21 protein-coding genes and 1 pseudogene are annotated in these 22,979 nt (G+C 73.1%); 6 read left to right on the plus strand and 16 right to left on the minus strand.

Going from position 1 to position 22,979, the window contains the following annotated elements; all coding sequences use genetic code 11:
• Positions 1–54: 54 nt before the first annotated feature.
• Positions 55–1,158 (minus strand): hypothetical protein, encoded by a 1,104-nt coding sequence (locus ACFWM7_RS06710; RefSeq protein WP_383255926.1) that lies wholly within the window; start codon positions 1,156–1,158, stop codon positions 55–57.
• 67 nt (positions 1,159–1,225) lie between these two features.
• Here ACFWM7_RS06710 and ACFWM7_RS06715 point away from each other — a divergent pair, with 67 nt between their 5' ends.
• The gene (locus ACFWM7_RS06715; protein ID WP_383255929.1) at positions 1,226–2,371 is read left to right on the plus strand and encodes a cystathionine gamma-synthase; all 1,146 of its coding nucleotides are present in this window, start codon (positions 1,226–1,228) and stop codon (positions 2,369–2,371) included.
• A 36-nt stretch (positions 2,372–2,407) separates the two neighbouring features.
• On the opposite strand, the gene ACFWM7_RS06720 is transcribed toward ACFWM7_RS06715, so the two are convergent.
• The 9 genes and pseudogenes from ACFWM7_RS06720 to ACFWM7_RS06760 form a co-directional block, all read right to left on the minus strand.
• Positions 2,408–2,671 carry a hypothetical protein gene (locus tag ACFWM7_RS06720; protein WP_383255933.1) on the minus strand — a complete coding sequence of 88 codons (264 nt, stop codon included), beginning with the start codon at positions 2,669–2,671 and terminating at the stop codon, positions 2,408–2,410.
• Positions 2,672–2,829: 158 nt separating this feature from the next.
• Positions 2,830–3,327, minus strand: a pseudogene (locus tag ACFWM7_RS06725) (sigma factor-like helix-turn-helix DNA-binding protein); the annotation flags it as partial.
• 71 nt (positions 3,328–3,398) lie between these two features.
• Positions 3,399–5,024, minus strand: coding sequence for a SpoIIE family protein phosphatase (locus ACFWM7_RS06730; protein WP_383255938.1), 1,626 nt, complete (start codon positions 5,022–5,024; stop codon positions 3,399–3,401).
• Positions 5,021–6,409 carry an ATP-binding protein gene (locus tag ACFWM7_RS06735; RefSeq protein WP_383255941.1) on the minus strand — a complete coding sequence of 463 codons (1,389 nt, stop codon included), beginning with the start codon at positions 6,407–6,409 and terminating at the stop codon, positions 5,021–5,023. Before ACFWM7_RS06735 ends, ACFWM7_RS06730 begins: the two co-directional genes overlap by 4 nt.
• A complete protein-coding gene (locus tag ACFWM7_RS06740) occupies positions 6,406–7,503 on the minus strand; it encodes an ATP-binding SpoIIE family protein phosphatase (protein ID WP_383255944.1) in 1,098 nt (365 codons plus the stop codon). Before ACFWM7_RS06740 ends, ACFWM7_RS06735 begins: the two co-directional genes overlap by 4 nt.
• Positions 7,500–7,922, minus strand: a complete 423-nt coding sequence (locus ACFWM7_RS06745) for an ATP-binding protein (protein ID WP_383255946.1) — start codon at positions 7,920–7,922, stop codon at positions 7,500–7,502. The genes ACFWM7_RS06740 and ACFWM7_RS06745 overlap by 4 nt, the downstream gene beginning before the upstream one ends.
• The gene (locus ACFWM7_RS06750) at positions 7,919–8,293 is read right to left on the minus strand and encodes an STAS domain-containing protein (RefSeq protein ID WP_383255948.1); all 375 of its coding nucleotides are present in this window, start codon (positions 8,291–8,293) and stop codon (positions 7,919–7,921) included. The genes ACFWM7_RS06745 and ACFWM7_RS06750 overlap by 4 nt, the downstream gene beginning before the upstream one ends.
• Positions 8,290–9,141: an STAS domain-containing protein gene (locus tag ACFWM7_RS06755; protein WP_383255950.1), complete on the minus strand. Its 852-nt coding sequence runs from the start codon at positions 9,139–9,141 to the stop codon at positions 8,290–8,292. The genes ACFWM7_RS06750 and ACFWM7_RS06755 overlap by 4 nt, the downstream gene beginning before the upstream one ends.
• Before the next feature lie 137 nt (positions 9,142–9,278).
• Positions 9,279–9,809 (minus strand): MarR family winged helix-turn-helix transcriptional regulator, encoded by a 531-nt coding sequence (locus ACFWM7_RS06760; RefSeq protein ID WP_200718845.1) that lies wholly within the window; start codon positions 9,807–9,809, stop codon positions 9,279–9,281.
• Between the two features lie 157 nt (positions 9,810–9,966).
• Here ACFWM7_RS06760 and ilvA point away from each other — a divergent pair, with 157 nt between their 5' ends.
• From ilvA to ACFWM7_RS06775, 3 genes are all read left to right on the plus strand, one after another.
• Positions 9,967–11,199, plus strand: coding sequence for a threonine ammonia-lyase (gene ilvA, locus ACFWM7_RS06765; RefSeq protein WP_383255952.1), 1,233 nt, complete (start codon positions 9,967–9,969; stop codon positions 11,197–11,199).
• Positions 11,200–11,323: 124 nt separating this feature from the next.
• Positions 11,324–12,298 carry an ATP-binding cassette domain-containing protein gene (locus ACFWM7_RS06770; RefSeq protein ID WP_383255954.1) on the plus strand — a complete coding sequence of 325 codons (975 nt, stop codon included), beginning with the start codon at positions 11,324–11,326 and terminating at the stop codon, positions 12,296–12,298.
• Positions 12,295–13,158: an ABC transporter permease gene (locus tag ACFWM7_RS06775; RefSeq protein WP_383255956.1), complete on the plus strand. Its 864-nt coding sequence runs from the start codon at positions 12,295–12,297 to the stop codon at positions 13,156–13,158. The genes ACFWM7_RS06770 and ACFWM7_RS06775 overlap by 4 nt, the downstream gene beginning before the upstream one ends.
• A 99-nt stretch (positions 13,159–13,257) precedes the next feature.
• On the opposite strand, the gene greA is transcribed toward ACFWM7_RS06775, so the two are convergent.
• Positions 13,258–13,755, minus strand: coding sequence for a transcription elongation factor GreA (greA, locus tag ACFWM7_RS06780; RefSeq protein WP_205086284.1), 498 nt, complete (start codon positions 13,753–13,755; stop codon positions 13,258–13,260).
• 212 nt (positions 13,756–13,967) lie between these two features.
• Complete coding sequence (locus tag ACFWM7_RS06785) at positions 13,968–14,384, minus strand: DUF4307 domain-containing protein (RefSeq protein WP_383255959.1); 417 nt, start codon at positions 14,382–14,384, stop codon at positions 13,968–13,970.
• A gap of 181 nt (positions 14,385–14,565) precedes the next feature.
• On the opposite strand from ACFWM7_RS06785, the gene mca reads away from it, so the two are divergent.
• On the plus strand, positions 14,566–15,447 hold the full coding sequence (mca, locus tag ACFWM7_RS06790; RefSeq protein WP_383255962.1) for a mycothiol conjugate amidase Mca: 882 nt from the start codon (positions 14,566–14,568) through the stop codon (positions 15,445–15,447).
• The gene (locus tag ACFWM7_RS06795; RefSeq protein WP_383255966.1) at positions 15,440–15,688 is read left to right on the plus strand and encodes a hypothetical protein; all 249 of its coding nucleotides are present in this window, start codon (positions 15,440–15,442) and stop codon (positions 15,686–15,688) included. Before mca ends, ACFWM7_RS06795 begins: the two co-directional genes overlap by 8 nt.
• Before the next feature lie 165 nt (positions 15,689–15,853).
• Here the strand turns inward: ACFWM7_RS06795 and ACFWM7_RS06800 are convergent, their stop codons facing one another.
• The 4 genes from ACFWM7_RS06800 to ACFWM7_RS06815 all read right to left on the minus strand — a co-directional run bounded on the left by ACFWM7_RS06800 (position 15,854) and on the right by ACFWM7_RS06815 (position 22,950).
• Positions 15,854–19,075, minus strand: a complete 3,222-nt coding sequence (locus ACFWM7_RS06800; protein ID WP_383255970.1) for a tetratricopeptide repeat protein — start codon at positions 19,073–19,075, stop codon at positions 15,854–15,856.
• A 135-nt stretch (positions 19,076–19,210) separates the two neighbouring features.
• The gene (locus ACFWM7_RS06805) at positions 19,211–20,572 is read right to left on the minus strand and encodes a hypothetical protein (protein ID WP_383255973.1); all 1,362 of its coding nucleotides are present in this window, start codon (positions 20,570–20,572) and stop codon (positions 19,211–19,213) included.
• Positions 20,572–21,816 carry an ATP-grasp domain-containing protein gene (locus ACFWM7_RS06810; RefSeq protein ID WP_383255976.1) on the minus strand — a complete coding sequence of 415 codons (1,245 nt, stop codon included), beginning with the start codon at positions 21,814–21,816 and terminating at the stop codon, positions 20,572–20,574. The genes ACFWM7_RS06805 and ACFWM7_RS06810 overlap by 1 nt, the downstream gene beginning before the upstream one ends.
• Before the next feature lie 42 nt (positions 21,817–21,858).
• Positions 21,859–22,950 carry a DUF1152 domain-containing protein gene (locus ACFWM7_RS06815; RefSeq protein ID WP_383255979.1) on the minus strand — a complete coding sequence of 364 codons (1,092 nt, stop codon included), beginning with the start codon at positions 22,948–22,950 and terminating at the stop codon, positions 21,859–21,861.
• Positions 22,951–22,979: the final 29 nt, after the last annotated feature.

The raw sequence follows: 22,979 nt of genomic DNA on the forward strand, positions 1-22,979 counted from the left end.
GACCCGGCCCTGTAGGGCGTTCCGTACGGAGCCAGGACCGGCCTCGTACGAAGGTCAGTGCGGCAGCGTCGCCGGGCTGCCGCCGTTCGCCTCGTAGCCCGCGACCGCCAGCGCCCGGTAGACCGTGTACTGCGCGGCCGGGTCCGGGTCCGCCGTCCACGGCAGCGCACCCACGTGGCCGTCGACCCGGACCAGCTGGTGCATCGCCTCCGACCAGCGCTCCATGTGGACCAGGAACAGCACCAGCAGGTGCCGGACATGGGCCAGCATCGGGTCGTCGGGGCGGGCCGCGTGCACCGCGAACATCGCGCCCTCGACCGCCTTGGTCACCACCTGGCTGCGGTAGAAGCTCTGCACCATGTTGACCTCGGGCAGATGCTCGTACACCGCGAACAGCGGCAGCGCGGCCAGCAGCGAGCCCTGCGGGGCGCGGGCGGCGGCGGCCGTGGCGAAGGCGTCGGCGTCCTTGCGCGAGCCGTGCCACCTCTCCGAGTGGAAGTGCAGCGCCGCGATGTGCGCGCCCATGTGCGCCGGGGCCCGGTCGATGATCTTCGCCCAGAGCTGGTCGAACTGCTCGGGGGTGTAGCCCAGGCCCCGGGCCACCGCCAGTTCCACGATGTACGGGACGGGGTCGCCCGGGGCGAGCAGGGCCGCCTCGCCGCAGACCGTACGGGCCTCCTCCAGGATGATCCGGAAGTCGTCGCTCCCCGCCGCCGAGGACCGCCACGCCTGCTGCACCAGGAACTCCGCGTGCACCGCCGCACCGCCCGCGTCCTTCGGGGACTCCGCACGCCAGGCCCGCAGCCACGAGCCGCCCCTGCCCGGCTGCTGCGCCAGCTCCAGCGAGGCCGCGCCCGCGAAGGCCTGGACCCGCTGCCAGCGCACCTCGCCCTCCTTCGGCGTCCCGGCCAGCAGCTGCGAGGCCGCCTGCCACTGCTGGGTGCCCTGGACGACGTCGAGCACGTCCAGGAGGTCCTGGTCGGGGCCCGGCATCCGGACGTCCAGCTCCTCCTGGCGGGCGAAGCCGTACGTGTCCGGGTCGGCGGCGTCCGGCGAACCGGGCGCGACCTGGCGGATACCGCCCCGGCGGCGCATCACCCAGGGGCCGATCACGGCGGCGAGCATGCCCATCGCGAGCAGGAACAACAGAATCTCCATGGACCCATTGTCCCCGGAGCGGCGAGTGGCCGGTAAGGGCCCTTGAGACGAACTACGCTCGGGCCTCATGAGCGACCAGCACAGCTTCGAAACCCTCGCCATCCACGCGGGGAACACCGCCGACCCCCTCACCGGCGCGGTGGTTCCGCCGATCTACCAGGTCTCCACGTACAAGCAGGACGGCGTGGGCGGACTGCGCGGCGGTTACGAGTACAGCCGCAGCGCCAACCCGACCCGCACCGCCCTGGAGGAGAACCTCGCGGCCCTCGAAGGCGGCCGCCGCGGTCTCGCCTTCGCCTCCGGCCTCGCCGCCGAGGACTGCCTCCTGCGTACGCTGCTGACCCCCGGCGACCACGTGGTCATCCCGAACGACGCCTACGGCGGCACGTTCCGCCTGTTCGCGAAGGTCGCCGCGCGGTGGGGCGTGGAGTTCTCGGTGGCCGACACCTCGGACGTGGCCGCCGTACGGGCCGCGATCACCCCGCGCACCAAGGCGGTCTGGGTGGAGACCCCGTCCAACCCGCTGCTCGGCATCACCGACATCGCCGCCGTCGCCCAGGTCGCGCACCAGGCCGGGGCCCGCCTCGTCGTCGACAACACCTTCGCCTCGCCCTACCTCCAGCAGCCCCTGGCCCTCGGCGCGGACGTCGTCGTGCACTCCACCACCAAGTACATGGGCGGGCACTCCGACGTCGTCGGCGGCGCGCTCGTGGTCAGTGACCCGGAGCTGGCCGAGGAACTGGCGTTCCACCAGAACGCCATGGGCGCGGTCTCCGGCCCCTTCGACGCCTGGCTCGTGCTGCGCGGCATCAAGACGCTCGCCGTCCGCATGGACCGGCACACCGAGAACGCCACCAAGGTCGCCGACCTGCTGACCCGGCACCCCAAGGTCTCCCAGGTCCTCTACCCGGGCCTGCCCGAGCACCCCGGCCACGAGGTTGCCGCCAAGCAGATGAAGGCCTTCGGCGGCATGGTCTCCTTCCGCGTCGCGGCCGGCGAGGAGGCGGCGGTCGAGGTCTGCAACCGCGCGAAGCTCTTCACGCTCGGCGAGTCCCTCGGCGGCGTGGAGTCGCTGATCGAGCACCCGGGCCGGATGACGCACGCCTCCGTCGCGGGCTCCCTGCTGGAGGTCCCGGCCGACCTGGTCCGGATCTCCGTCGGCATCGAGAACGGCGACGACCTGCTCGCCGACCTCACGCAGGCGCTGGGCTGATGGCCCGGGCCGGGGCCCCTCCCGGGCGGCCCCGGCTCACCAGCCCTCCAACGGCGGAGTGACCTGGGCGGGCTCGGTCGCCCACGGCTGCTCGATCCCGACCCAGACGAGGAGCGCCGCCAGCACCACGGCCAGCAGCCAGCCCGCCGTCCGGTGCGCCGCCCGGCGCAGCCGCATACGGCGTCCGCCGCGCCGCACCGCCCCCGCGGCCAGGTCCGGCGGCAGGGCCGGGTGCGGGCCGTCCAGCATCCGCCGGACCTGCTCCTCGCGCGGGTCCGGGCCCCGGCGGCCGGCGCTCACGGCGTCACCCGGGAACCTGGCGCAGAGGCCTGCCCGGGCCCGCCCGCGCCGCGGCTCGCCGGGGCCCTGGCCGCCCCGCGCCCCGCCCCGCTCGTCCCACGCCCAGCCTCGCCCGCCCGGCCCCCAGCCTCGCCCGCCCGGCGCCCAGCCTCGCCCGCCCGGCGCCCCGCCCCGCTCGCCCCAAGCCCTGCCCCCGCCGTCCCGGGCCGCCGCCCGCCCGCCCGCAGCGTCGCCACCGCCCGCGCGCACACCGCCCGCACCCGGTCGGCCGGCAGCCCGAGCAGCGCCGCCGTCTGCTCCTCGCCGACCTCCTCGTACATCCGCAGGACCAGCACCAGCCGTTCGATCGGGGTCAGCCGGTCCAGCAGACCGCCGCGCGGCCGCTGATGGCGGCGGGCCTCCCTGGCGAAGCGGAGGGCCAGCTCCCGGCGGGCCCGGTCGTAGGGGTCGCCGCCGTGCAGCCGGTCCCAGTCGGCGTACGTACGGGCGAGCGCCGCGCGCAGCAGCGCCTCGGCCCGTACGTACGCGCCCGGCGGCTGCGGCGGTTCGCCGGTGAGCAGCGTCGCCGTGTGCAGCAGGCGGCCGCCCGCGCCCGCCACGAAGGCCTCGAACTCCAGGGCGCGGAGCCGGTCCCGGTGGGTCGCCCGCTCTGCCATGGACCACATACGAGCCCCGCCACCCGGGTGCGGTCAAGGGGGGCGGCACGACGGGATCGCGGAGGTCTCCTCTACGCCGAGGTCCAGCCCTCGCCCAGGTGCAGGGCGAGGAGAGCGATGTCGTCCTCCTTGTCCTCACCGAACGAGCGCAGGAGGAAATCGCAGAGGGCCTCCAGTTCCCGGGGGCCGGACACCGCGGCGTCGAGGAACTCGGCCAGGCTGTCGTCCAGGTCCTGGTTGCGCACCTCGACCAGCCCGTCGGTGATCAGCACGAGCCGGGCGCCCGGTGCGGTGGGGTGGACGTGGGTCGGGGGGTGGGGCAGTCGCAGGCCCAGCAGCGGGCCGTGCTCGGGGAGGTAGGCGGCGCTGCCGTCGGGGCCCAGAAGCAGCGGGGGGATGTGACCGGCGTTGGCGATGTGGAGCCGGCTGCCGTCCGGCTCCACCAGGACGAGGCAGAGCGTCACGGTGAGGCCGGGCCTGGTGTGGGCGAGGAGGGCGTCGAGCCGCTCCAGCACGTGGTGCGGCGGGTGGCCCTCCAGCGCGTAGGCGCGCAGGGCATGGCGGATCTCGCCCATGACCGTCGCCGCGACCAGTGAGTGCCCGGCGACGTCGCCGATGGCCAGCAGCAGTCCGGCCGGGGTCTGGAGCGCCTCGTAGAAGTCGCCGCCGATCTCGGCGTGGTCGGAGGCCGGGAGGTAGCGCACGGCGAGGGCCGTGCCGGGGGCGTCGGGGAGCCGGTCCGGCAGGAAGGTGCGCTGGAGGGCGAGCGCCAGGGCGTGCTCCTCGTTGTAGGTGCGCAGGGCCTCCAGGGCCAGGGCGCTGGCGCTCACCAGTTGCTGGAGCAGTTCGCGCTCGTCGGTGGTGCGGGCCGCGGCGGCCGGAACGGCGACGCAGACGGGCGGCCGGTTGCGTTTGGTGCGGGCCACCACCAGGACCACGTCCCCCTCGATCGGGTCGAGCGGCAGCAGCGCCTTCCACCGGCCCGCCGGCATCGGTACGACGTCGACGCCGGTGCCGCCTCCCAGGGCCGGGGACACCAGCTGGTCGAGCAGTTCGGCGCGCGCGGGCATGGAGACCGGCGCGGCGTCCGGGCCCGCGGCGTGGCTGTGCACGGGCAGGCCCTGCGGGCTGAGGAAGACCGCGGTGGCCGGGCCGGACATCAGGGAGGCCGCGCCACCGGTCGCCGCCGCGCTGAAGGAGTGGAAGCCGACGGCCCGGTAGACGTCCAGAGTGGCCCGGTTCAGTGTGGTCAGCCGCAGTGTCAGGTGCTCCGCCCGCCGCCGTGCCCGTGCGTAGCGCAGGGCGGCCGTCACGGTGGCCAGGAACTCGTTCGGATCGATGGGCTGGTCGAGATAGGCGTCCGCGCCCCGGCTGAGCCCCTCCGTGTGGTCCTCGGTGTGGACGGCGACGGCCGACACGTGGACGACCGGCAGATAGGCGGTGCGCGGGTCGGCCTTGATCCGCTCGCAGACCTCGAAGCCGGTCATGTCCGGGAGTTGCACGTCGATGACGGCCACCTCGGGCAGCGTGCGGCCCGCCGATTCCAGCAGGTCCAGGCCCTCGGCGCCGTCGGCCGCGCCGAGCACCGTGTGCCCGGCGCGGGTGAGCCAGCTGGTGAGGATGTAGCGGTTGGTCTCGTCGTCGTCTATCACCAGGATGGTTCCTGGCGCGGCGTCGCGCTGCGCGGTCTCGGTCACGGGGTGTTCTCCGGGGCGGGGGCGGGGGCGGACGTCGGGGGTGCGGGCGTGAAGGGCAGTTCGACCTCCACCCGGGTGCCCGCTCCGGGCCTGCTCGACAACCGGAGCGTTCCACCGAGGAGTTCGGTGAGGGTCCGGGCGTACGGGAGCCCGAGGCCGGTGCCCCGGTGGGCCCGCTGGTGAGGGCCGCGCACCTGGTAGAACTCCTCGAACACCCGGGACAGCTCGGCTTCCGGGATGCCCACCCCGGTGTCCGTGACGGTGAAGGCCATCCGCGGCGGATCCACCCGGACCTCCAGGCGGACCTCGCCCTTCTCGGTGAACTTCAGGGCGTTGGACAGCAGGTTGCGCAGGATGCGTGTCAGCAGGGCCTCGTCGGTCACCGCCATGGGCAGCGCCGAGGACTGCGGCATCAGCAGCGTCACGTCGGATGTGCCCGTGTTCCGCATCACCGCACCCAACTGGGCCAGCAGCGCCCGCAGATCGGTCGGCGCGGCGTTGATCTCCAGCTGGCCCGCCTCCGCCTTGGCCACGTCCAGCAGGTCGCCCACCAGCGCGAGCAGGGACTGACCCGAGGCGTCGATCAGGGAGAGCTGCCGACGCTGCTCGTCGGTCAGCGGGGAGGAGTCCGGGGTGAGCAGCAGCCGGGTCAGCGCCACCACCGCGTTCACCGGGGTGCGGAGTTCATGGCTGATGTTGCGCCAGAACCGCGTCTTGGCCTCGCTGGTCTCGCGCAACCGGGCGGACTTCTCCTCCAGCTCGGCATGGAGGGCCACGACACCGCTGTTCGTCTCCTCCAGTTCCTGCGACAGCTCGGTGTAGAGGGCCAGCACACCCCGGTTGGTCTCCTCCAGCTCCTCGTTGAGCCGCCGCAACTCCTCGCGCTGGGCCCGGGTCTCCTCCAGAGCGGTGATCAGGTCGCGGGTCTGCGCCCGCAGGTCCTCCGCGAGGGTCGGGGACGTGTGGCGGCGCAGTGCCTCGACGATCCCGCGCCGGGCGTCCGGGCCGTCGGTCCAGTCCGCCGGAAGCGGGTGCTCCGCGACGATCCGCTCCCGGGCCGCGCCGGACTCGTGGCGGACCCGGTGCAGCAGCCGGGCGGCCGGTTCGAGATCGGGGCCCGCCTTCGTACCGCCCGCCCAGGCGAAGACGACGGCGAGCACGCGTTCCGGACCCGCAGGGAGGGCGAAGGTCACGGTCAGCCCCTCGCAGCCCAGCCGGTCGCGGCCGAGCTCGCTCAGCGCGGTGGCGATGCGCACCTGGTCCTGGCGATCCATGCCGAGGGCCTCCGCCGCGCTCTGCCCGCTGCGCCGCAGGGCGAAGACGTCCTGCGCTGTGGCGAGGTCGTACGTCGCGAGGGTGGCCGCGTCGGGCGCGCCGCCGCTCACCAGGGTACCTTGACGACCACGATCCCGGCGTCGTCGTGGCGGACTCCGGCCTCGCGCAGCAACTGCCCGGCCATCACGGCCGGGGTGTGCCGGAGCAGTCCGGGCAGGTCGTCGGCCTTCCACCGTTCGGTCAGCCCGTCGGAGTGCATGACGAGGGCGCCGCCCGGCGGCAGCGGCAGCTCGAACGTCCGCGGGCTGCGCATCTGCTGCCCGACGATGCCCGGAGCCGAGAGCAGGCCCTTGCGGGAGTCGGGGCCCAGCAGCACCCCGCTCACGTTGCCGATGCCGCAGTAGAGCATGCGTCCCCGGGCCGGCTCGATCCTGGCCACCGCGACCGCGCCGCCCCGCGTGCCCCGCAGCGCGGCGTGGATGCGCCGCAGCAGGTCCTCGGGGTGGCGGTCCGTGCTCCGGCGGAACTCCGTCACCGCGGCGTCGGCGGCGAGCGCGGCGAGCGGCCCGTGGCCCAGCCCGTCGCACAGCATGACCAGGATCGCCGGCTCCGGGGGAAGGGCGGAACGGCCGGTGGCGGAACGCGGCCCTTCCTCGCCGCCCGTCACCCCGCCCTCGTCCAGGCGTACGGCCCAGGCGTCGCCGCAGCTCGTCTCCCCGCTGATGGGCCGGGTCAGCCCCGATGCGACGGACGGCACCCCGCCGGTGGGCCCGCTCCCGGCCCCGCGCGCCCAGAACTGCGCGGCCATGACGGTGCCCCGGCCCGGCAGGGAGTGGACGTCGAAGGCGTCGGCGAGCCGGGCCACCGCCCCGAGACCGATACCGAGGGTGCCACCGGAGGACGTTCCGTCCGCCAGGGCCGCCTCGACATCGGCCATGCCGGGGCCCGTGTCCACGGTGAGGAACTCCACCCCCGCCCGGTCCGCGGTGCGCAGGACCCGCAGCAGCAGTGCGCCGTCGCTCGCGTGCCGCTGGAGGTTGGTCGCGGCCTCGGTGACCGCCAGGGCGACCTCGGAGGCCCGGTAGCCGTCCAGCCCGATGCGCCGGGCCAGGGTGGCGGCCGCGCCCCGGGCCGCCGAGGGCATCTCGGCGGCGTCGCGGAACCACTCCACGTCCTCGCAGTCGACCACGGCAGGCCCCGTCATCGCGCCCACTTGACGATGGTGACGGTGGTGCCGCGGTCCACCTCGGTGTCCAGGAAGAACTCGTCGACCAGGCGTCGGGCCCCGCTCAGGCCGAGGCCCAGCCCGCCGCCGGACGTCCAGCCGTCGGTCAGGGCCAGCTCGGTGTCGGGGATGCCGGGGCCGGAGTCCTCGAAGACCGCCGCGATTCCGCGCCGGCCGTGCCGCTCCACCAGGCCGGCCCGCATCTCGCCGCCTCCGCCGTAGACCAGGGTGTTGCGGGCGAGCTCGCTGGCGGCCGTGACGAACTTCGTCTGGTCCACCAGGGACAGCCTGCACTGCTGCGCGAACGCGCGGACCTGCTGGCGGGAGCGTACGACGTCGTCGTTCTGGGTGATCGGCTGTGCCTGCGGCGGGGCTTCCGGAGCCCAGGGGACGGTCACGGCAGTTCTGCGCCGGCCGCAGACCGGCGCAGCAGCGCGAGCCCCTTCTCCAGGTCGAGCGCCGTGCGCACGCCGCCCAGGGAGAGGCCCAGCTCGACGAGGGTGATGGCCACGGCCGGGCGCATGCCCACCACGACGGTCTCGGCGTCGAGCAGCCGGGATATGGAGGCGATCGTGGCCAGCATCCGGCCGACGAAGGAGTCGACGATCTCGACCGCCGTGATGTCGATGACGACCCCGCGGGCCGCCCGGGCGACGATCTGGTCGGCCAGGTCCTCCTGGAGGTCCAGAACCGTCTGGTCCTCCAGATCCACCTGGATCGAGACCAGGAGGATGTCACCGATCCGCAGGACCGGAACGCGTTCGCTCATCGTCGGGCGTCCTGGTGAGCGACGAGATCGACGCCGGACTTGCGCAACGCGTGCTGGAGGGCGTCGGCGAGGGTCGCCTTGGTGACGATGTCGCCGAACTCGATGCCCAGGGCCACGATGGTCTGCGCGATCTGCGGGCGGATCCCGGAGACCGTGCACTCCGCGCCCATCAGCCGGGCCGCCACGACCGTCTTGAGCAGGTGCTGGGCGACCTGCGTGTCGACGGCGGGAACTCCGGTGATGTCGATGATGGCCTGCTCGGAGCCGGTGTCCACCAGGGCCTGGAGCAGTTTCTCCATCACGACCTGGGTGCGCGCCGAGTCCAGGGTGCCCACGAGGGGCACGGCGATGACCCCGTTCCAGAGCTTGACCACGGGGGTCGACAGCTCCATGAGCTGGGTCGTCTGCGAGCTGATGATCTCCTCGCGGGTGCGGGTGTACGCCTCGACGGTGAACAGGGCCAGATCATCCAGGGCGCGGCCCAGCCGCAGGTACGCGGTGGTCTCCTCGGCGGAGTCGTTGCGCAGCGCCGGCTCCAGGGCCTGCTTGAGGGCCAGCACGCTGATCGCGGTTTCGCTGGGGGTGAACCCCTGCCGGGCCCGGTTGCGCGAGAGCTCGGTCAGCAGCGCCCGCACCTCGGAGAAGCCCTCACCCCGAGTGTCCTCGCCTCCCGCCCGCAGTCCTTCCACGAGCGCCTCGTAGAGTTCACGCAGCTCGCGGTCGACCTCGGCCTTGCTGATACGGCCCTGGAGCGAGCCGGTCACCTTGTCGATCCACTCGGCGGTGACCTTCTCAGGGTCGGTGGACAGCAGCCCCACCGGACCTCTCGGACTACCCTGCTTTGCCACGTTCCGCCCCTTTACTTCTAAAAAGTATCCCTCGGGCAATTCTTCGTGAAGCGTACGGCAAGGCCCCTGCCGCGTTGCGCGGGCAGGGGGCTTTCACGGGTGGGGCGGGGGGTGCCGACGGTGGCTGCGAGAGAGGTTCAGTCGGTCTGCGGCGGCTGGTACGCGGCCTGCCGGGCGGCCAGCGAACCGTTGAAACGGGTCAGCAGGGCGCAGAACGTGTCCCGCTCCTCCTGCGTCCAGCCGTCCGTCACCTGCGACATCAGCTCGCGCCGCGAGGCGCGGACCTCTTCCAGGCGGGCCTGACCGCGCGGGGAGAGCTGGAGCACCACGGCCCGGCCGTCCTCCGGGTGCGAGGTGCGCTTGACCAGACCGGTGTCCACCAGCGGGGCGACCTGCCGTGTCACCGTCGAGGAGTCGATCCCCATCCCGGCCGCCAGCGCCTTGACGCCCATCGGCCCTTCCTTGTCCAGCCGGTTCAACAGCAGGTACGCCGCCCGGTCCATCGAGTTGCGGACCTGGCCGACACCGCCGAGGCGGGTCTGCTCGGCACGGCGGGCGAAGACCGCCACCTGGTGCTGGAGCGAGTCCAGCAGGCGGTCGGGGCCCGGGTGTTCGGGGGCGGCGCCCCCGGAAGGAGACGCAGCAGTCGTCATGTCCTGAGGGGGCATGGCCGGGAGCTCTCTTCGTGCGGTGTCGGATGGGTGGGGGACAGAGTACGCGGCCCCGGGGCAACGTGTACCAGTGCCGCACAAACCTGCGGACACCACCGCAGGCCGCCATGAGACAAGTCTGCCGCGCGCCCTGCGAGCTGCAAGACTTGCGGACATGAGCTTCCGCGCGACCGCCCACCATCCGGCCCTGATCCTCGACGACGTCCGGGGGGCACGGAAAATGCTGGACGGAGTGGCCCGGATGACCGCCCTGGAGGGCAGCCGCCATCTGACCGAGCTGGTCGGCGCCCCGGTCCACCTCAAGTGCGAGAACCTCCAGCGCACCGGCTCCTTCAAACTGCGCGGCGCCTATGTCCGGATCTCCGGCCTCACCCCGGTGGAGCGGGCGGCCGGGGTCGTCGCCGCCAGCGCCGGGAACCACGCCCAGGGCGTCGCGCTCGCCTCCTCCCTCCTCGGCGTGCGCTCCACGGTCTTCATGCCCGTCGGGGCGCCCCTGCCCAAGGTCGCCGCGACCCGGGAATACGGGGCCGAGGTGCGGCTGCACGGCCAGGTCGTCGACGAGACGCTCGCCGCCGCCGAGCGGTACGCGGAGGAGACCGGCGCGGTCTTCATCCACCCCTTCGACCACCCCGACATCATCGCGGGCCAGGGCACCGTCGGCCTGGAGATCCTGGAGCAGTGCCCGGAGGTCCGCACGATCGTCCTCGGCATCGGCGGCGGCGGGTTCGCCGCGGGCGTCGCCGTCGCGGTCAAGGCCCTGCGCCCCGACGTCCGGATCGTCGGCGTCCAGGCCGAGGGCGCCGCCTGCTACCCGCCCTCCCTCGCCGCCGGGTACCCCGTCTCGCTGGACTCCCCGGTCAGCACGATGGCCGACGGCATCAAGGTGGGCCGCCCCGGCGACGTACCGTTCGCCCTGGTCGAGGAGCTGGTCGACGAGGTCCGCACGGTCACCGAGGACGAGCTGTCCAGCGCCCTGCTGCTCTGCCTGGAGCGGGCCAAGCTGGTCGTCGAGCCCGCCGGGGCCAGCCCGGTGGCCGCGCTGCTCAGCGACCCGAAGGCGTTCCGCGGGCCGGTCGTCGCCGTGCTCTCCGGCGGCAACGTCGACCCGCTCCTGATGCAGCGCATCCTGCGGCACGGGATGTCCGCGGCCGGCCGCTATCTCAGCCTGCGGCTGCGGCTCACCGACCGGCCGGGCGCGCTGGCCGCCCTGCTGGGTGCGCTGACCGTGGCCGACGCCAACGTCCTCGACATCAGCCATGTGCGCACCGACCCCCGCCTCGGACTGACCGAGGCGGAGGTCGACCTGCACCTGGAGACGAAGGGCCCGCAGCACTGCGCGGAGGTCGAGGAGGCGCTCCGCGCGGCGGGCTACCGGGTGATCGGCTGACCGTCCGCTTCGCGCCGATTGGCCGGATCGCGTTATTCGCCGCGCGGTGAGGCCCCGCGAATCCTAGGATCGCTCACGGAACGACGTACCGAGCACGTATCCGCGAGCGACGGGGGAGTCCTCTATGCCAGGTGCCATCCACGCCGAAGGTCTGGTGAAGACCTTCGGTGACGTACGAGCCCTGGACGGAGTCGACCTCGACGTCCCCGAGGGCACCGTCCTCGGACTGCTCGGGCCCAACGGCGCGGGCAAGACCACCGCCGTACGGGTGCTGACCACGCTGCTGCGCCCGGACAGCGGCACGGCGACCGTGGCCGGGATCGACGTACTGAAGAAGCCCAACGACGTACGCCGCTCGATCGGGCTCTCCGGGCAGTTCGCCGCGGTCGACGAGTATCTGACCGGCCGGGAGAACCTCCAGATGGTCGGGCAGCTCTACCAGCTGAGCGCCCGGGACGCGAAGGCCCGCGCGGGCGTCCTGCTGGACCGGTTCAACCTCGGCGACGCCGCCGACCGCACCGCCAAGACGTACTCCGGCGGGATGCGCCGCCGCCTCGACCTCGCGGCGGCACTGGTCGTCTCGCCGCCCGTGATGTTCATGGACGAGCCGACGACCGGCCTCGACCCGCGCAACCGGCAGCAGCTGTGGGACGTCATCGAGGACCTGGTGGCGGGCGGTACGACCCTGCTGCTGACCACGCAGTATCTGGAGGAGGCCGACCGCCTCGCCAACGACATCTGCGTCATCGACCACGGCAAGGTCATCGCCCGCGGCACCTCCGACGAGCTGAAGGCCCGCACCGGCGGTGAGCGCGTCGAGGTCGTCGTGCACCGCCCCGAGGAGATCGAGCGCGCCCGTGCCGTGCTGACCTCCCTCGGCAAGGGCGAGGTCACCGTCGTCCAGCTCTCCCGCAAGCTGACCGCCCCGGTCAACGGCGGGGCCAAGCTGCTCGCCGAGATCATCCGCGACCTGGACGCCCAGGGCGTGGAGATCGACGACATCGCCCTGCGCAGGCCCACCCTCGACGACGTCTTCCTCTCCCTCACCGGCCACGCGGCCGAAGCGGACGCCAACGAGGAGAAGGAGGAGACCCGGTGAGCACCACCACCAAGGACGCTCCCGTCCTGGCACCACGGCCCTCCGGCGGCGTGGTCCAGTCGGTCAAGGACTCGCTCGTCGTCGCCAAGCGGAACCTGATCCGCATGGCCCGGATCCCCGAGATGGTGATCTTCGGACTGATCCAGCCGGTCATGTTCGTGGTGCTGTTCACCTACGTCTTCGGCGGTTCGATCAGCATCGGCGGCTCCACCGACCCGCAGCTGTACAAGGAGTTCCTGATGGCGGGCATCTTCGCCCAGACCGTCACCTTCGCCACCGCGGGCGCCGGCGCGGGCATCGCCGACGACATGCACAAGGGGCTCATCGACCGCTTCCGGTCGCTGCCCATGGCCCGGGGCGCGGTCCTCACCGGACGGACGCTCGCCGACCTCGTCCAGACCACCCTCACCCTCGTCGTCCTCGCGGGGGTTGCCCTGCTCGTCGGCTGGCGGACCCACGAGAACCTCGGCAAGGTGATCTGCGGCTTCCTGCTGCTGCTCCTGCTCGGCTACGCGTTCTCCTGGATCGGCGCGCTGATCGGCCTGTCCGTCCGCACCCCGGAGGCGGCCACCTCCGGCGGGCTGATCTGGCTGTTTCCGCTGACGTTCATCTCGAACGCCTTCGTGCCGGTCACCAACATGCCGACGTTCCTCCAGCACGTCGCCGAGTGGAATCCGTTCAGCGCCACGGTGGCGGGCGCCCGTGAGCTCTTCGGCAACACGATGCCGGGCCTGCCGAGGTCGGTCACCGGCGCCTGGCCGATGGAGCACCCGGTCCTCGCCTCGGTCCTCTGGTCGATCCTGATCATCGTGGTCTTCCGGACGCTCGCGGTCCGCAAGTACCGCTCGGCGACCGCCTGAGGCGCTCCTGACGACCTGGGACACGACACGCGGGAGCCCCGGCCTTCATCGATGAAGGCCGGGGCTCCCGCGTGTCGTTCCGTCGTCGTGGGCCGGACGTCAGCCGGTGTAGGGCTTCGCCGCCAGGATCTTCACCGAGGCGGTCTTCCCGTTCGGCAGCTCGTAGTCCGCGTCTTCGCCGGTCCGCTTGCCGTTCACACCGAGGCCGAGCGGGGACTGCGGGGAGTACGTCTCGATCTCCGTGCTGGCGTACTCACGGGAGGCGAGCAGGAAGGTCAGCGTGTCGTCCTCGTCGCCGTCGAAGGCGATCGTGACGACCATGCCGGGCTCGACCACGCCGTCGTCGGCCGGCGCCTCGCCGACCTTCGCGTGCTCCAGGAGCTGGGTCAGCTGGCGCACCCGCAGCTCCATCTTGCCCTGCTCCTCCTTGGCCGCGTGGTACCCGCCGTTCTCCCGGAGGTCACCCTCCTCACGGGCCGCCGCGATCTTGACGGCGATCTCCGTGCGCGCGGGACCAGACAGGTGCTCCAGCTCGGCCTTGAGCTGGTTGTACGCCTCCTGCGTGAGCCAGGTGACGTTTTCGCTGGTCTGGGTCACAGGTGCTCCTCGTCGGTACTGGGAAGTGCTGGGAATGCTGGGAAGTGTCGGGAATACAAAGCATCGCCCTACCCAGAAGCATGTGCCTCTGCGGGTGGGCGAAACCACGAGCCTAACAATTCCGCAGGAAAAGGGGGAGAAGGTAAACCGTCACACGCCCGGACCGGCCACGGTGACCCGTATCGTCCCAGGTCAGAGCCGGTGTGCCCGGATCAGCCCCGCGGGCCGTCGTCGGCCGTGCAGCCCATCGGCTCGACCGCGGTCGCCCGGGACCGGGTCACCACGGTCACGACCTCGTCGATCCGGTCCTCGGCCCGGTCGAACCGGACCTCCTTGCGGCCCACCTCGGAACCGTCCTCACTGAGCGCCCGCACCACGCAGTAGCCGTGGCCCTCGCGGTCCTTGCGGACCTCCAGATGGACGTCGGCCCGGGTGTCGGAGACGACCTTGAACTTGATCATCTCGCCGCTGATGCCCTGGCCGCCCACGTAGTCGTAGCCGATCCACCCGATCACGCCGAGCAGGGCGACGCCCAGGACCGATCCGACGATCTTCAGCTTGCGGTCCGCACGCTGATCCTCGGTCCGGCCGTACCGCCCCTCGGGCGCAGCCTCGCGAACCGTCGTCATGATCGTTCCCTCCGGACCGGGCATCGAGGAATTTTCCGGCCCCTCGTTCAGTCACTATAGAAGCCGCCCGCCCGTCACCCGACCGCGCCCCACACCGGTGTCACGCGGGCCGGCGCCTCCCCGGCGGGGAGCCGGAGCGACCCATGATCGACCAGAGCGACCAATGACTGAGGATCGAGCTTTGACTGAGCAGCTGCGACTGATGGCCGTTCACGCCCACCCCGACGACGAGTCGAGCAAGGGCGCGGCCACCATGGCCAAGTACGTGTCCGAGGGGGTGGACGTGCTGGTCGTGACCTGCACGGGAGGCGAGCGCGGCTCCATTCTCAACCCGAAGCTCCAGGGTGACGCGTACATCGAGAAGAACATCCACGAGGTGCGCAAGAAGGAGATGGACGAGGCCCGGGAGATCCTGGGCGTCCAGCAGGAGTGGCTCGGCTTCGTCGACTCGGGGCTGCCCGAGGGCGACCCGCTGCCGCCGCTGCCCGAGGGCTGCTTCGCCCTGGAGGACCCCGAGCTCGCCGCGGGGCGCCTGGTGGCGAAGATCCGCGCGTTCCGGCCGCAGGTCATCACCACGTACGACGAGAACGGCGGCTACCCGCACCCCGACCACATCATGACGCACACGATCTCGATGATCGCGTTCGACGGTGCGGCCGACGCGGAGCGCTTCCCCGAGGACGAGTTCGGCCCGGTCTGGGCGCCGCGGAAGCTCTACTACAACCAGGGCTTCAACCGGCCGCGCACCGTCGCCCTGCACGAGGCGCTCCTCGCCCGCGGTCTGGAGTCCCCGTACGGCGAGTGGCTGGAGCGCTGGAAGGAGTTCGAGCGGGTGGAGCGCACCCTGACCACGCACATCCCCTGCGACGACTTCTTCGAGATCCGCGACAAGGCGCTCATCGCGCACGCCACGCAGATCGACCCCGAGGGCGGCTGGTTCCGCGTCCCGATGGACATCCAGCGCGAGGTCTGGCCGACCGAGGAGTACGAGCTGGCGAAGTCTCTGGTCGATACCTCCCTCCCCGAGAGCGACCTCTTCGCGGGCATCCGCGACAATGCCTGATATGTACGCGACCCAGGCACTGACGCACCTCGTCCCGTTCGCCGCCGAAGAGCTCGACAAGAACAAGGTCACCCCCGGCGTTCTCGGCTTCCTCGTCTTCGCGGCGCTCGCCGTCGGCGTGTGGGCCCTGATGAAGTCGATGAACCGCCACATGGGCCGGGTGAACTTCGAGGAGGCCCCCGACCCGGACGCCAAGCCGGTGGAGCCCGCTGCCGACGCGGCGGCCTCGCCCCGGAAGTAGGCGACGCGGCGGGCCGTACGCGTACGGGAGGGCGTCCGGTTCGGTGCCGGACGCCCCTGCCGTACGGGAACGGGAACGGGCGCCCCTGCCGTACGGGAACGGGCGCCCCTGCCGTACGGGAACGGGCGCCGGGCTCCGACGCGCTCCCCGGTCCCCGCCGTCTCATCACGGCCGGGCCGGCTCCACCGCCACGCCCATGATCTGGCCGGCGCCACGGGTCGGGGTCAGCCCGAGCCGCCACGCCTGCCAGCCGTCCTCCAGGTCGACGCCCCGCTCCAGCGCCACCGCGAACGCCGCCGCCGACTGCTCCAGCTTGGCGTCCCGCGCCGGATGCCGGGCCTCGATCAGCTCGGCCAGCTCCTGCTGGGCCACCACCGAGCCCACCTCGCTGCCCCCGGGCGAGGCGTACGGCAGCAGCGTGCAGCGCAGGAACCGGGCCCAGTCGCCGCCCCGCTCGTCCCCGTACGAGGCGAACAGCTCCGCCGCCTGGCCGCACAGCTCCAGCGCCTGCGGGGCCCGGCCGTTGCCCGCGTCGATCAACGCCAGCTCCACGCACGCCCACGCCTCCCCGTACGGCACCTTGATCCGCCGGAAATCGGCCCTCGCGTCCATCAGCAACTGCCGGGCGAACCCCGAATTGCGCAGGTTGCCCGTCTGCGCGGCCCGCTGGTCCCGGGTCACCCGGCCCGAATGGTGCCGGGCGCACGCCAGCCCGTACACGTCCCGCATCCGGGAGAACATCGTCCGGGCCCGCTCCAGCTCGCGCACCGCCTGATCGGTGTCCCCGTCCTCCTCCAGCGCCTGACCCAGGTAGTACAGGGTCCACGCCTCACCGCGCGCGTCCTCGTTGTCCCGGTGCCGGGCCAGCGCCTCGCGCAACTGCTCCAGGGCGGACGCCGGATCACCGTCCAGCAGCCGGGCCCGGGCCAGCTGGGTGATCGCCCACGCCTCACCGCGCCCGTCGCGGGTGCGCCCGTACAGCTCCAGGGCCGTGCTCAGCGCCTCCTCGGCCGGGACGACCTCTCCCGTACGCAGCCGCACCTGGCCCAACTGGAACTGCGTCCAGGCCTCGCCGTGCAGCGACTCGCCCTCCCGGTGCAGCCGCAACGCATCGTCCAGCAGCGCCAGCGCCCTCGGCAGATCGCCCCGGTCCCGCTCCACGGCCGCCAGCGCGTGCAGTGACCAGGCCCGGTCCTCGGCCTGCGCCTCGGAGGACTGGAGGGCCAGCGCCTCCTCCAGCCGGGCCGCCGCCTCGGACAGATTGCCCTGGTGGTGCAGGGTGATGCCGAGCGAGCACAGCGCCAGTGCCTCGCCCGCGTCGTTCTGCGCCTCGTGGTAGAGCCCGACGACGGAGGACAGCGTGGTGCGGGCCTTGTCCAGCTCACCGAGCTGCCGGGCCGCGATGCCCGTACGCCACTGCACCGAACGCTCCAGCAGCCCCTGGTCCACGGCCTGCGTCAGCTCGCTGATCTCGCCGAGGCGGTACAGATCGCCGCGCAGCAGGCAGTAGTCGCACAGCGCGCCCAGCAGATGCAGCACCGTGGCCTGGTCGACGCCCTCCGCGTGCCGCAGCGCGGAGGTGATGAAGCTCGACTCGTCGTCCAGCCAGCGCAGCGCCGAGTCCAGCGACCCGAAGCCGTGCGAGCCGAACTGCCCGGCCCGGGTCGACATCTTCCCGTCGACCATCCGGATCACCGCGTCGGCCAGCTCCGCGTAGTTCGTCAGCAGCCGCTCCTGGGCGGCCGTCCGCTCAGCCGGCTCCTCCTCGTCCAGCAGCCGGGCCAGCGCGAACGCCCGCACCAGATCGTGCAGCCGGTAGCGCGACCCCCGTACGCGGGTGAGCAGCCCGGCCCGCGCCAGCACGGTCAGCAGCCGCTCCGCCTCCTGCTCGTCGGCGGAGAGCAGCGAGGCCGCCGCTGCCGCCCCCAGGCTCGCCCGGCCCGCCAGCGCGAGCCGCCGCAGCAGCCGCCGGGCCTGATCGCCCTGGTCGGTGTAGCGCAGCCACAGCGCCCGCTCGACCGGGTCCACAGGACCGTACGCCCCCAGGTCCTCCGCCAGCGTGTGCCGGCTACGGGCCCCGAGTGCGGAACCGGCCACCCGCAGCGCCAGCGGCAGCCCGCCGCACAGCTCCACGACGGCGTCCGTGGACGGGTAGTCGTACGGCCCGGTCTCCTCCTCCTCGGCCACCTCGCGCAGCAGCTCCTCCGCGCCCGCCGCGTCCAGCGGCCCGACCGGCAGCTGGTGCACCCAGGCCGGCAGGCCATCCGGCAGCTCCAGCGGCTCCCGGGCGGTGACGATCACCAGGCTGTCCGAGCGCTCCGGCACCAGGGCGCGCACCTGCGAGGCGTCCGTCGCGTCGTCCAGCACGATCGTGACCGGCGTCCCCGTGAGGTGCTGGTGGTACAGCTCGCCGAGCCGTCGCACCTGCTGCTCGGCCGACGCGCCTTCCCGGAACAGCAGTTGCTCGCGCGGCGCGCCCAGCCGGTTCAGCAGGTGCAGCAGCGCGTCCCGGGTCGGCAGCGGGCTCTCGCCTGCCACCTGGCCGCGCAGATCGACCACGCACGCGCCCCGGAACTGGTCCTTGAGCGCATGGGCCGCCCGCACCGCGAGCGCGGTCCGCCCCGACCCCGGCTCACCGTGCAGCACGACCACGGTGGGCCGGGTCTGCGTGGAGGCGCGGGCCGCGTGCACCCACTGGGCGATCTGCCCCAGCTCGGCCCGGCGCCCGGTGAACGGCCCCTCCGCCTGCGGGAGATGGCCGAACGACTGCTCCAACACCACCCGGGTGCGGGCGGCCGCGCTGCGGTCGCCGCCGCGCAACTGCCGAACCACCGGGGCGGTCTGCTTCTTCGGGGCGCGCTTGGCGGGCGTCAGCATGCGCTGCTGGTCCAGATACGGGCGGATGCCCCGTACCTCCAGGGCGGTCAGCCACTGGAGCCGCAACTGCTCGGCCCCGCCCGGCTGCCCGGCCGCCGCCGCCCGGCGGTGGGCGGCGGGCCAGTGCGAGACGGTCACCTTCGCCACGGTCGTCGCCGTGCCGGCCACCGCGACGGCCGCGCCCGCGCCGAACGCCAGGCCGGTGTTCACGCCGAGCGCCAGGTCCGCGCCGAACGCGGCGGCCGCCGCGACTCCCGTCACCAGCAGGGGCGTTCCGAGGTTCGCTCTGCTGAAGCGCTCCGCCAGCGGACGGTCTCCGGCCGCCGCCGAGTCCAGCGCCTGCGTGTACGCGGCGTACTCCTCGCTCGCGCCGGCGGCCATGGTGTCGAGCGCGGCCCGCGCCCGCGACAACAGCGCACCGGCATCCGTCCGCCCGCCGGTGCGCCGCGCCTCCTCCTCCACGGCGCGCACCAACAGCCTCTCGGCTTCCGCCCGATGGCTGTCCCGCATAAGTTCCCCCTCCGAGTGCCGCGCTCCGGTCCTCGGGTTCCGGAGCGTCAGATACCAAGCGTCGGATATCAAGCGTCGGGGTCAAGTGTCCTGCGTGGCGCGCTCCGGCGCGAGGGGCGCCGGGCAAGGGGAGGGTCAAGGCGCGGGCGGGCGGCTGTCGTCGACGAGGAACGAGGTGCCCAGCCGGCCCCCCTTCCCGGAGCTGATCACCCCGCTGTCGAGGTCGGCCGTGCCGCGCAAGTACGCCCCGCCGTAACCCCGGCCCGCCAGGAAGACGCCCCAGGTGAGCACCACCGGCTCGGTGGCGCCCCCGCCCGGAACGGGGAACTCCTCCGTCACGGGCCGGACCCGGCGCTGGAGGACGTACGGGCCGTCCACCGCCGCGTGGACGGCGGCTGCCCACGCGTCGGCCGAGGCCTCCCACCCGGCCAGCACGTCCAGACCGCTGTGCGAGCTGCTCGCCTTGAGCACCAGCTCGTCGCGGTGCGCCGCGGCGTACCGGAGCAGCTCCACCCGCTCCCCGGCGACCTCGGTCCGCTCGTCCCGGACCAGCCGGGTCCACGGGAGCAGCGCGTCGATCGCCTCCCGCTCGGCCCGGTCGAACAGCCACCGGTCGCGGGTGTCGCTGAGGAGCGCCAGCGCGGCCTTGCTGCCGTACACCTCGTTCTCCAGCGGGGTGAACAGGTGGACCAGACCGCGGTCCGCGGCGCGGGAGAGCGGCGCGAGCAGCGTGGCGTCCTCGGCGGTGACGACGTCGTTGATGACGAACCAGCGGTGGACGAGGTCGATCCGGCGCCCGGAGACGTGGACGCCGTCCGCGCGGTACTCCACCTGCCCGAGGTGACAGGGCACGGCCTCGACGCCGTGCTCCGCGAGCAGCGCGGCCATCCGGCTCAGGTGCCGCTCCATCACCGGGTAGCTGCCGGGCCACTCCAGCAGGGCCACCACGGGGTTCGCGGCCGGGTCGAAGCCGGGGAACGACTGCCGCCACAGGTCCAGCAGGACCTCGATCCCGTCGGTGAAACCGAGACCGTGCTCCTGCGCGAAGGAGGCGACGTACGGCTCCTGGAGCAGGGTCCGGTTGAGCAGGGCGATGTCCCAACCACCCAGAGGACTGCCGCCGTTGAGTTCGAGGAGCCGGAAGCCGTCCGCCTCGCGGTAGAGGTCGGCGCGGGCACAGCGGGGGAGTTCGCGCGGTCTGCCGTCGGCCCGCAGCGTGGCGGCGATCTGCTCCGGCGGCCAGCCGAGGGCGGCGGTGAACGCCCGCAGATCACCCCCGTACAGACGCTCGGGCAGCGTCAGCAGGAGGTCGTACAGGCGGCTGATCCGCTCGCCCACCTCCCGGCTCTCGCCGTGGCCGAGGAGGACCGGGCGGGTCAGGAACGCGTCCCCGTAGATGTCTCCGGCCAGCGGGGAGGCGGCGCAGGCGCGTTCCGGCGTGCACCCGGCGGGCAGGTTCCGCAGATATTCCCGGGTCAGCCGGGCGGCGGCGCCCATCAGCCGACGTCGACCGTGACGTCCGCGAGCACCTTCGCCGCGGCCGCGTTCACCTTGGCGGCGGTGCCGGCGTGCAGGATCACGTATCCGACGCGTGAGTCGTTGTCCCCCGGCGCGCGCACCGGGCCGCCCGGCTCGACGGTGAGCCTGCTCAGGGCCACCGCGCCCGCCTCGCCGATCCCGCTGACCGAGCGGAGGGTGCCGCCGCGCGGCGGCACCAGGAAGCGGATGCCCGCCGCCGTGTCCGCGGTGGGGGTGAGCGAGGGCTCCCGACCGAGGGCGATCTGTACGTAGATCCTGGCCTCGTCGATGCCCCGCGCCTGCCGCATCAGGGCGACGATGTGGTCACCGGGCAGCCGGGCGCCGAGCTCGATGACCCGGGTGGTGCCGTCCGGGAGCAGCTTGAGCTCGATGTGCGCGACGCCGTTCGTGACGCCGAGGGCCCGCGCTGCCGCCACCGCGGCCTGCTGCACGGTGTGCACCGACGCCTCGTCCAGCTCGGCGGGGACGGTGTGCCCCAGCTCGGCCCGCCTGTCGCCTCCGGTGGTGAACTTGTCGTACGGGTACAGCGGGGTCACCGCTCCGCGCACGGACACCGTCTCGATGCTGAACTCGGTTCCGCCGACGTACTCCTGGACGATCACATGCGGATCCAGCGGGATGCCGTGCGGCAACTGGAAAAGGTGCGACTGGGCCGCCGCGAAGGCCGTCGCCAGCTCCTCGTCGCTGCGGACCACCGCCACGCCCCAGGAACCGGACTGCTCGGAGGGCTTCACCACGAGGGGGTACGCCAGGCCCGCCGCCTCCACCGAGCGGCACGCCTCCTCGACGGTCCGCGGGGCGAGCGTCCTGGGGGCCGGTACGCCGTGCTCGGCGAAGGCGCGCGCCATGATGCGCTTGTTACGGCAACTGAGCGCCCGAGAGGCGTCGTTGCCGGGCAGCCCGAGGTCGGCGGCGAGCCGGGCGACCAGCGGGGTCAGGAACTCCCAGCAGGCGACCACACCGGTGACGCCCTCGGCGCGGGCCAGTTCGGTGAGCTGCCGCAGGGCGCCCTCGCTGTCGGAGAAGTCGGTCAGGACGAGCTTCCCGTTCTCCCTGATCTTGCGTTTGACCGCCGGCGAGTACCAGTCGTCGTGGACGTCCTGGTGGGTGACGACGATGACTTCGACGTCCAGGTCCCGGGCGGCGTCGAGGACGTACTCGGCGGTGTTCCCCATGGCTTCGAGCAGGAGCAGTTTGGGCATGGTGTGGTGGCCGTTCCTAGGAGTGGCGGGGAGGGGCGGGGGTCACAGGGCGAACAGCGGTGCCGCGTACCGGTGCGGGCGGTCCCGTACGAGGTGGGTGCGCAGGGACCGTGCCGCGGCGCCGGTGAGGCCGAGCCCTTCGGCCACGCAGCGGAAGGTGGCGTACCGGGCGCCGGGGTGGGCGGCCCGCAGCCGTCCCAGCCAGGCGTCGAGCCCGTGCAGGGCCTCGGTCAGCGAGACCTCGGGGGAGGCCGTGTCGCGGAGGCGGAGCGACCGGTCGCGCTCGCGTTGCAGTTCGGAGAAGCCGCACACCTCCCAGCTGGTCTTCTCGGCGTCGTCGAGGGTGCCGGTGCCACGCTCGTACAGGGCGCGGGCCAGCCGGTTGCGCTCCAGCACCCGGTCCAGGCCGATCCGGTGCACCCGGGCACTGGCGTCGCTCAGGACCACCGGCCGGCCGGTGTCCCGTACGACGCAGCCGCCGCGTTCCCCGCGGGCGGCGGCGACCAGCAGCGCACTGGCCTCCGAGGGATGCCAGTCGAAGAGGTGCTCGACACCGCGGGTATCGGCCCCGGTAAGGGTGAGGAAGTCGTCGCCCAGGACGGGCAGCAGCTCGCTCTCGGGGATCTCGCAGTCGAGCCCCGGGCCCGCGAGACGCAGCCGCGTGGGTACGCCGGCGGTGGCGCAGGCGGCGATGACCAGGGCGTCCGGCAGCGGGCTGAGGAGCGTCGGCTCGTCACCCCGGGCGAAGACATCGCCGCCGACATCGACCACCTCGACCTCGTCGACGGCGTACTTCTCGACCACCTCCGTGATCTGCCGGGCCAGATGTGGGACGCCTCCGTAGGGACTGAGCAGGCCCAGGGTGACGGGGAGTTCGGCGGCCAGGCGCGGCAGCGTGGAGCCCGCGGGCGGGACGGTGGACGTGGCGGCGGTGATCCCAAAGACCCGCGGGGTGAGCGGCCGCAGCCCCGTGAAGTCCCGCTCGGACCGCGGGCCGGGGAGGGGGTCGACGGTCAGCCGCTCCCACGAGTAGCTGAGCACCACCGCCGGTTCGTCGCCGTGGAGTGCGTGGTGCACCAAGGTCGTGCCGATCACATCGCCGCCGCCGCCCGCGGCGACGAGAAGCTGGGTCATGGAACTCTCCCGGGTCGCGCCCCGGTGCC

The sequence above is a fragment of the Streptomyces sp. NPDC058375 genome (assembly GCF_042723425.1).
In the GTDB taxonomy this organism is placed as follows: domain Bacteria; phylum Actinomycetota; class Actinomycetes; order Streptomycetales; family Streptomycetaceae; genus Streptomyces; species Streptomyces durocortorensis.

What these genes read in the sequence shown, in the direction of transcription:
- ACFWM7_RS06760 (WP_200718845.1), bottom strand. Translation starts at nt 9,809, where the DNA reads ATGCCCCCTCAGGACATGACGACTGCTGCGTCTCCTTCCGGGGGCGCC.
- ACFWM7_RS06715 (WP_383255929.1), top strand. Translation starts at nt 1,226, where the DNA reads ATGAGCGACCAGCACAGCTTCGAAACCCTCGCCATCCACGCGGGGAAC.
- ACFWM7_RS06805 (WP_383255973.1), bottom strand. Translation starts at nt 20,572, where the DNA reads ATGGGCGCCGCCGCCCGGCTGACCCGGGAATATCTGCGGAACCTGCCC.
- ACFWM7_RS06740 (WP_383255944.1), bottom strand. Translation starts at nt 7,503, where the DNA reads ATGACGGGGCCTGCCGTGGTCGACTGCGAGGACGTGGAGTGGTTCCGC.
- ACFWM7_RS06815 (WP_383255979.1), bottom strand. Translation starts at nt 22,950, where the DNA reads ATGACCCAGCTTCTCGTCGCCGCGGGCGGCGGCGGCGATGTGATCGGC.
- ACFWM7_RS06795 (WP_383255966.1), top strand. Translation starts at nt 15,440, where the DNA reads ATGCCTGATATGTACGCGACCCAGGCACTGACGCACCTCGTCCCGTTC.
- ilvA (WP_383255952.1), top strand. Translation starts at nt 9,967, where the DNA reads ATGAGCTTCCGCGCGACCGCCCACCATCCGGCCCTGATCCTCGACGAC.
- ACFWM7_RS06770 (WP_383255954.1), top strand. Translation starts at nt 11,324, where the DNA reads ATGCCAGGTGCCATCCACGCCGAAGGTCTGGTGAAGACCTTCGGTGAC.
- ACFWM7_RS06710 (WP_383255926.1), bottom strand. Translation starts at nt 1,158, where the DNA reads ATGGAGATTCTGTTGTTCCTGCTCGCGATGGGCATGCTCGCCGCCGTG.
- ACFWM7_RS06750 (WP_383255948.1), bottom strand. Translation starts at nt 8,293, where the DNA reads ATGAGCGAACGCGTTCCGGTCCTGCGGATCGGTGACATCCTCCTGGTC.
- ACFWM7_RS06810 (WP_383255976.1), bottom strand. Translation starts at nt 21,816, where the DNA reads ATGCCCAAACTGCTCCTGCTCGAAGCCATGGGGAACACCGCCGAGTAC.
- ACFWM7_RS06800 (WP_383255970.1), bottom strand. Translation starts at nt 19,075, where the DNA reads ATGCGGGACAGCCATCGGGCGGAAGCCGAGAGGCTGTTGGTGCGCGCC.
- ACFWM7_RS06785 (WP_383255959.1), bottom strand. Translation starts at nt 14,384, where the DNA reads ATGACGACGGTTCGCGAGGCTGCGCCCGAGGGGCGGTACGGCCGGACC.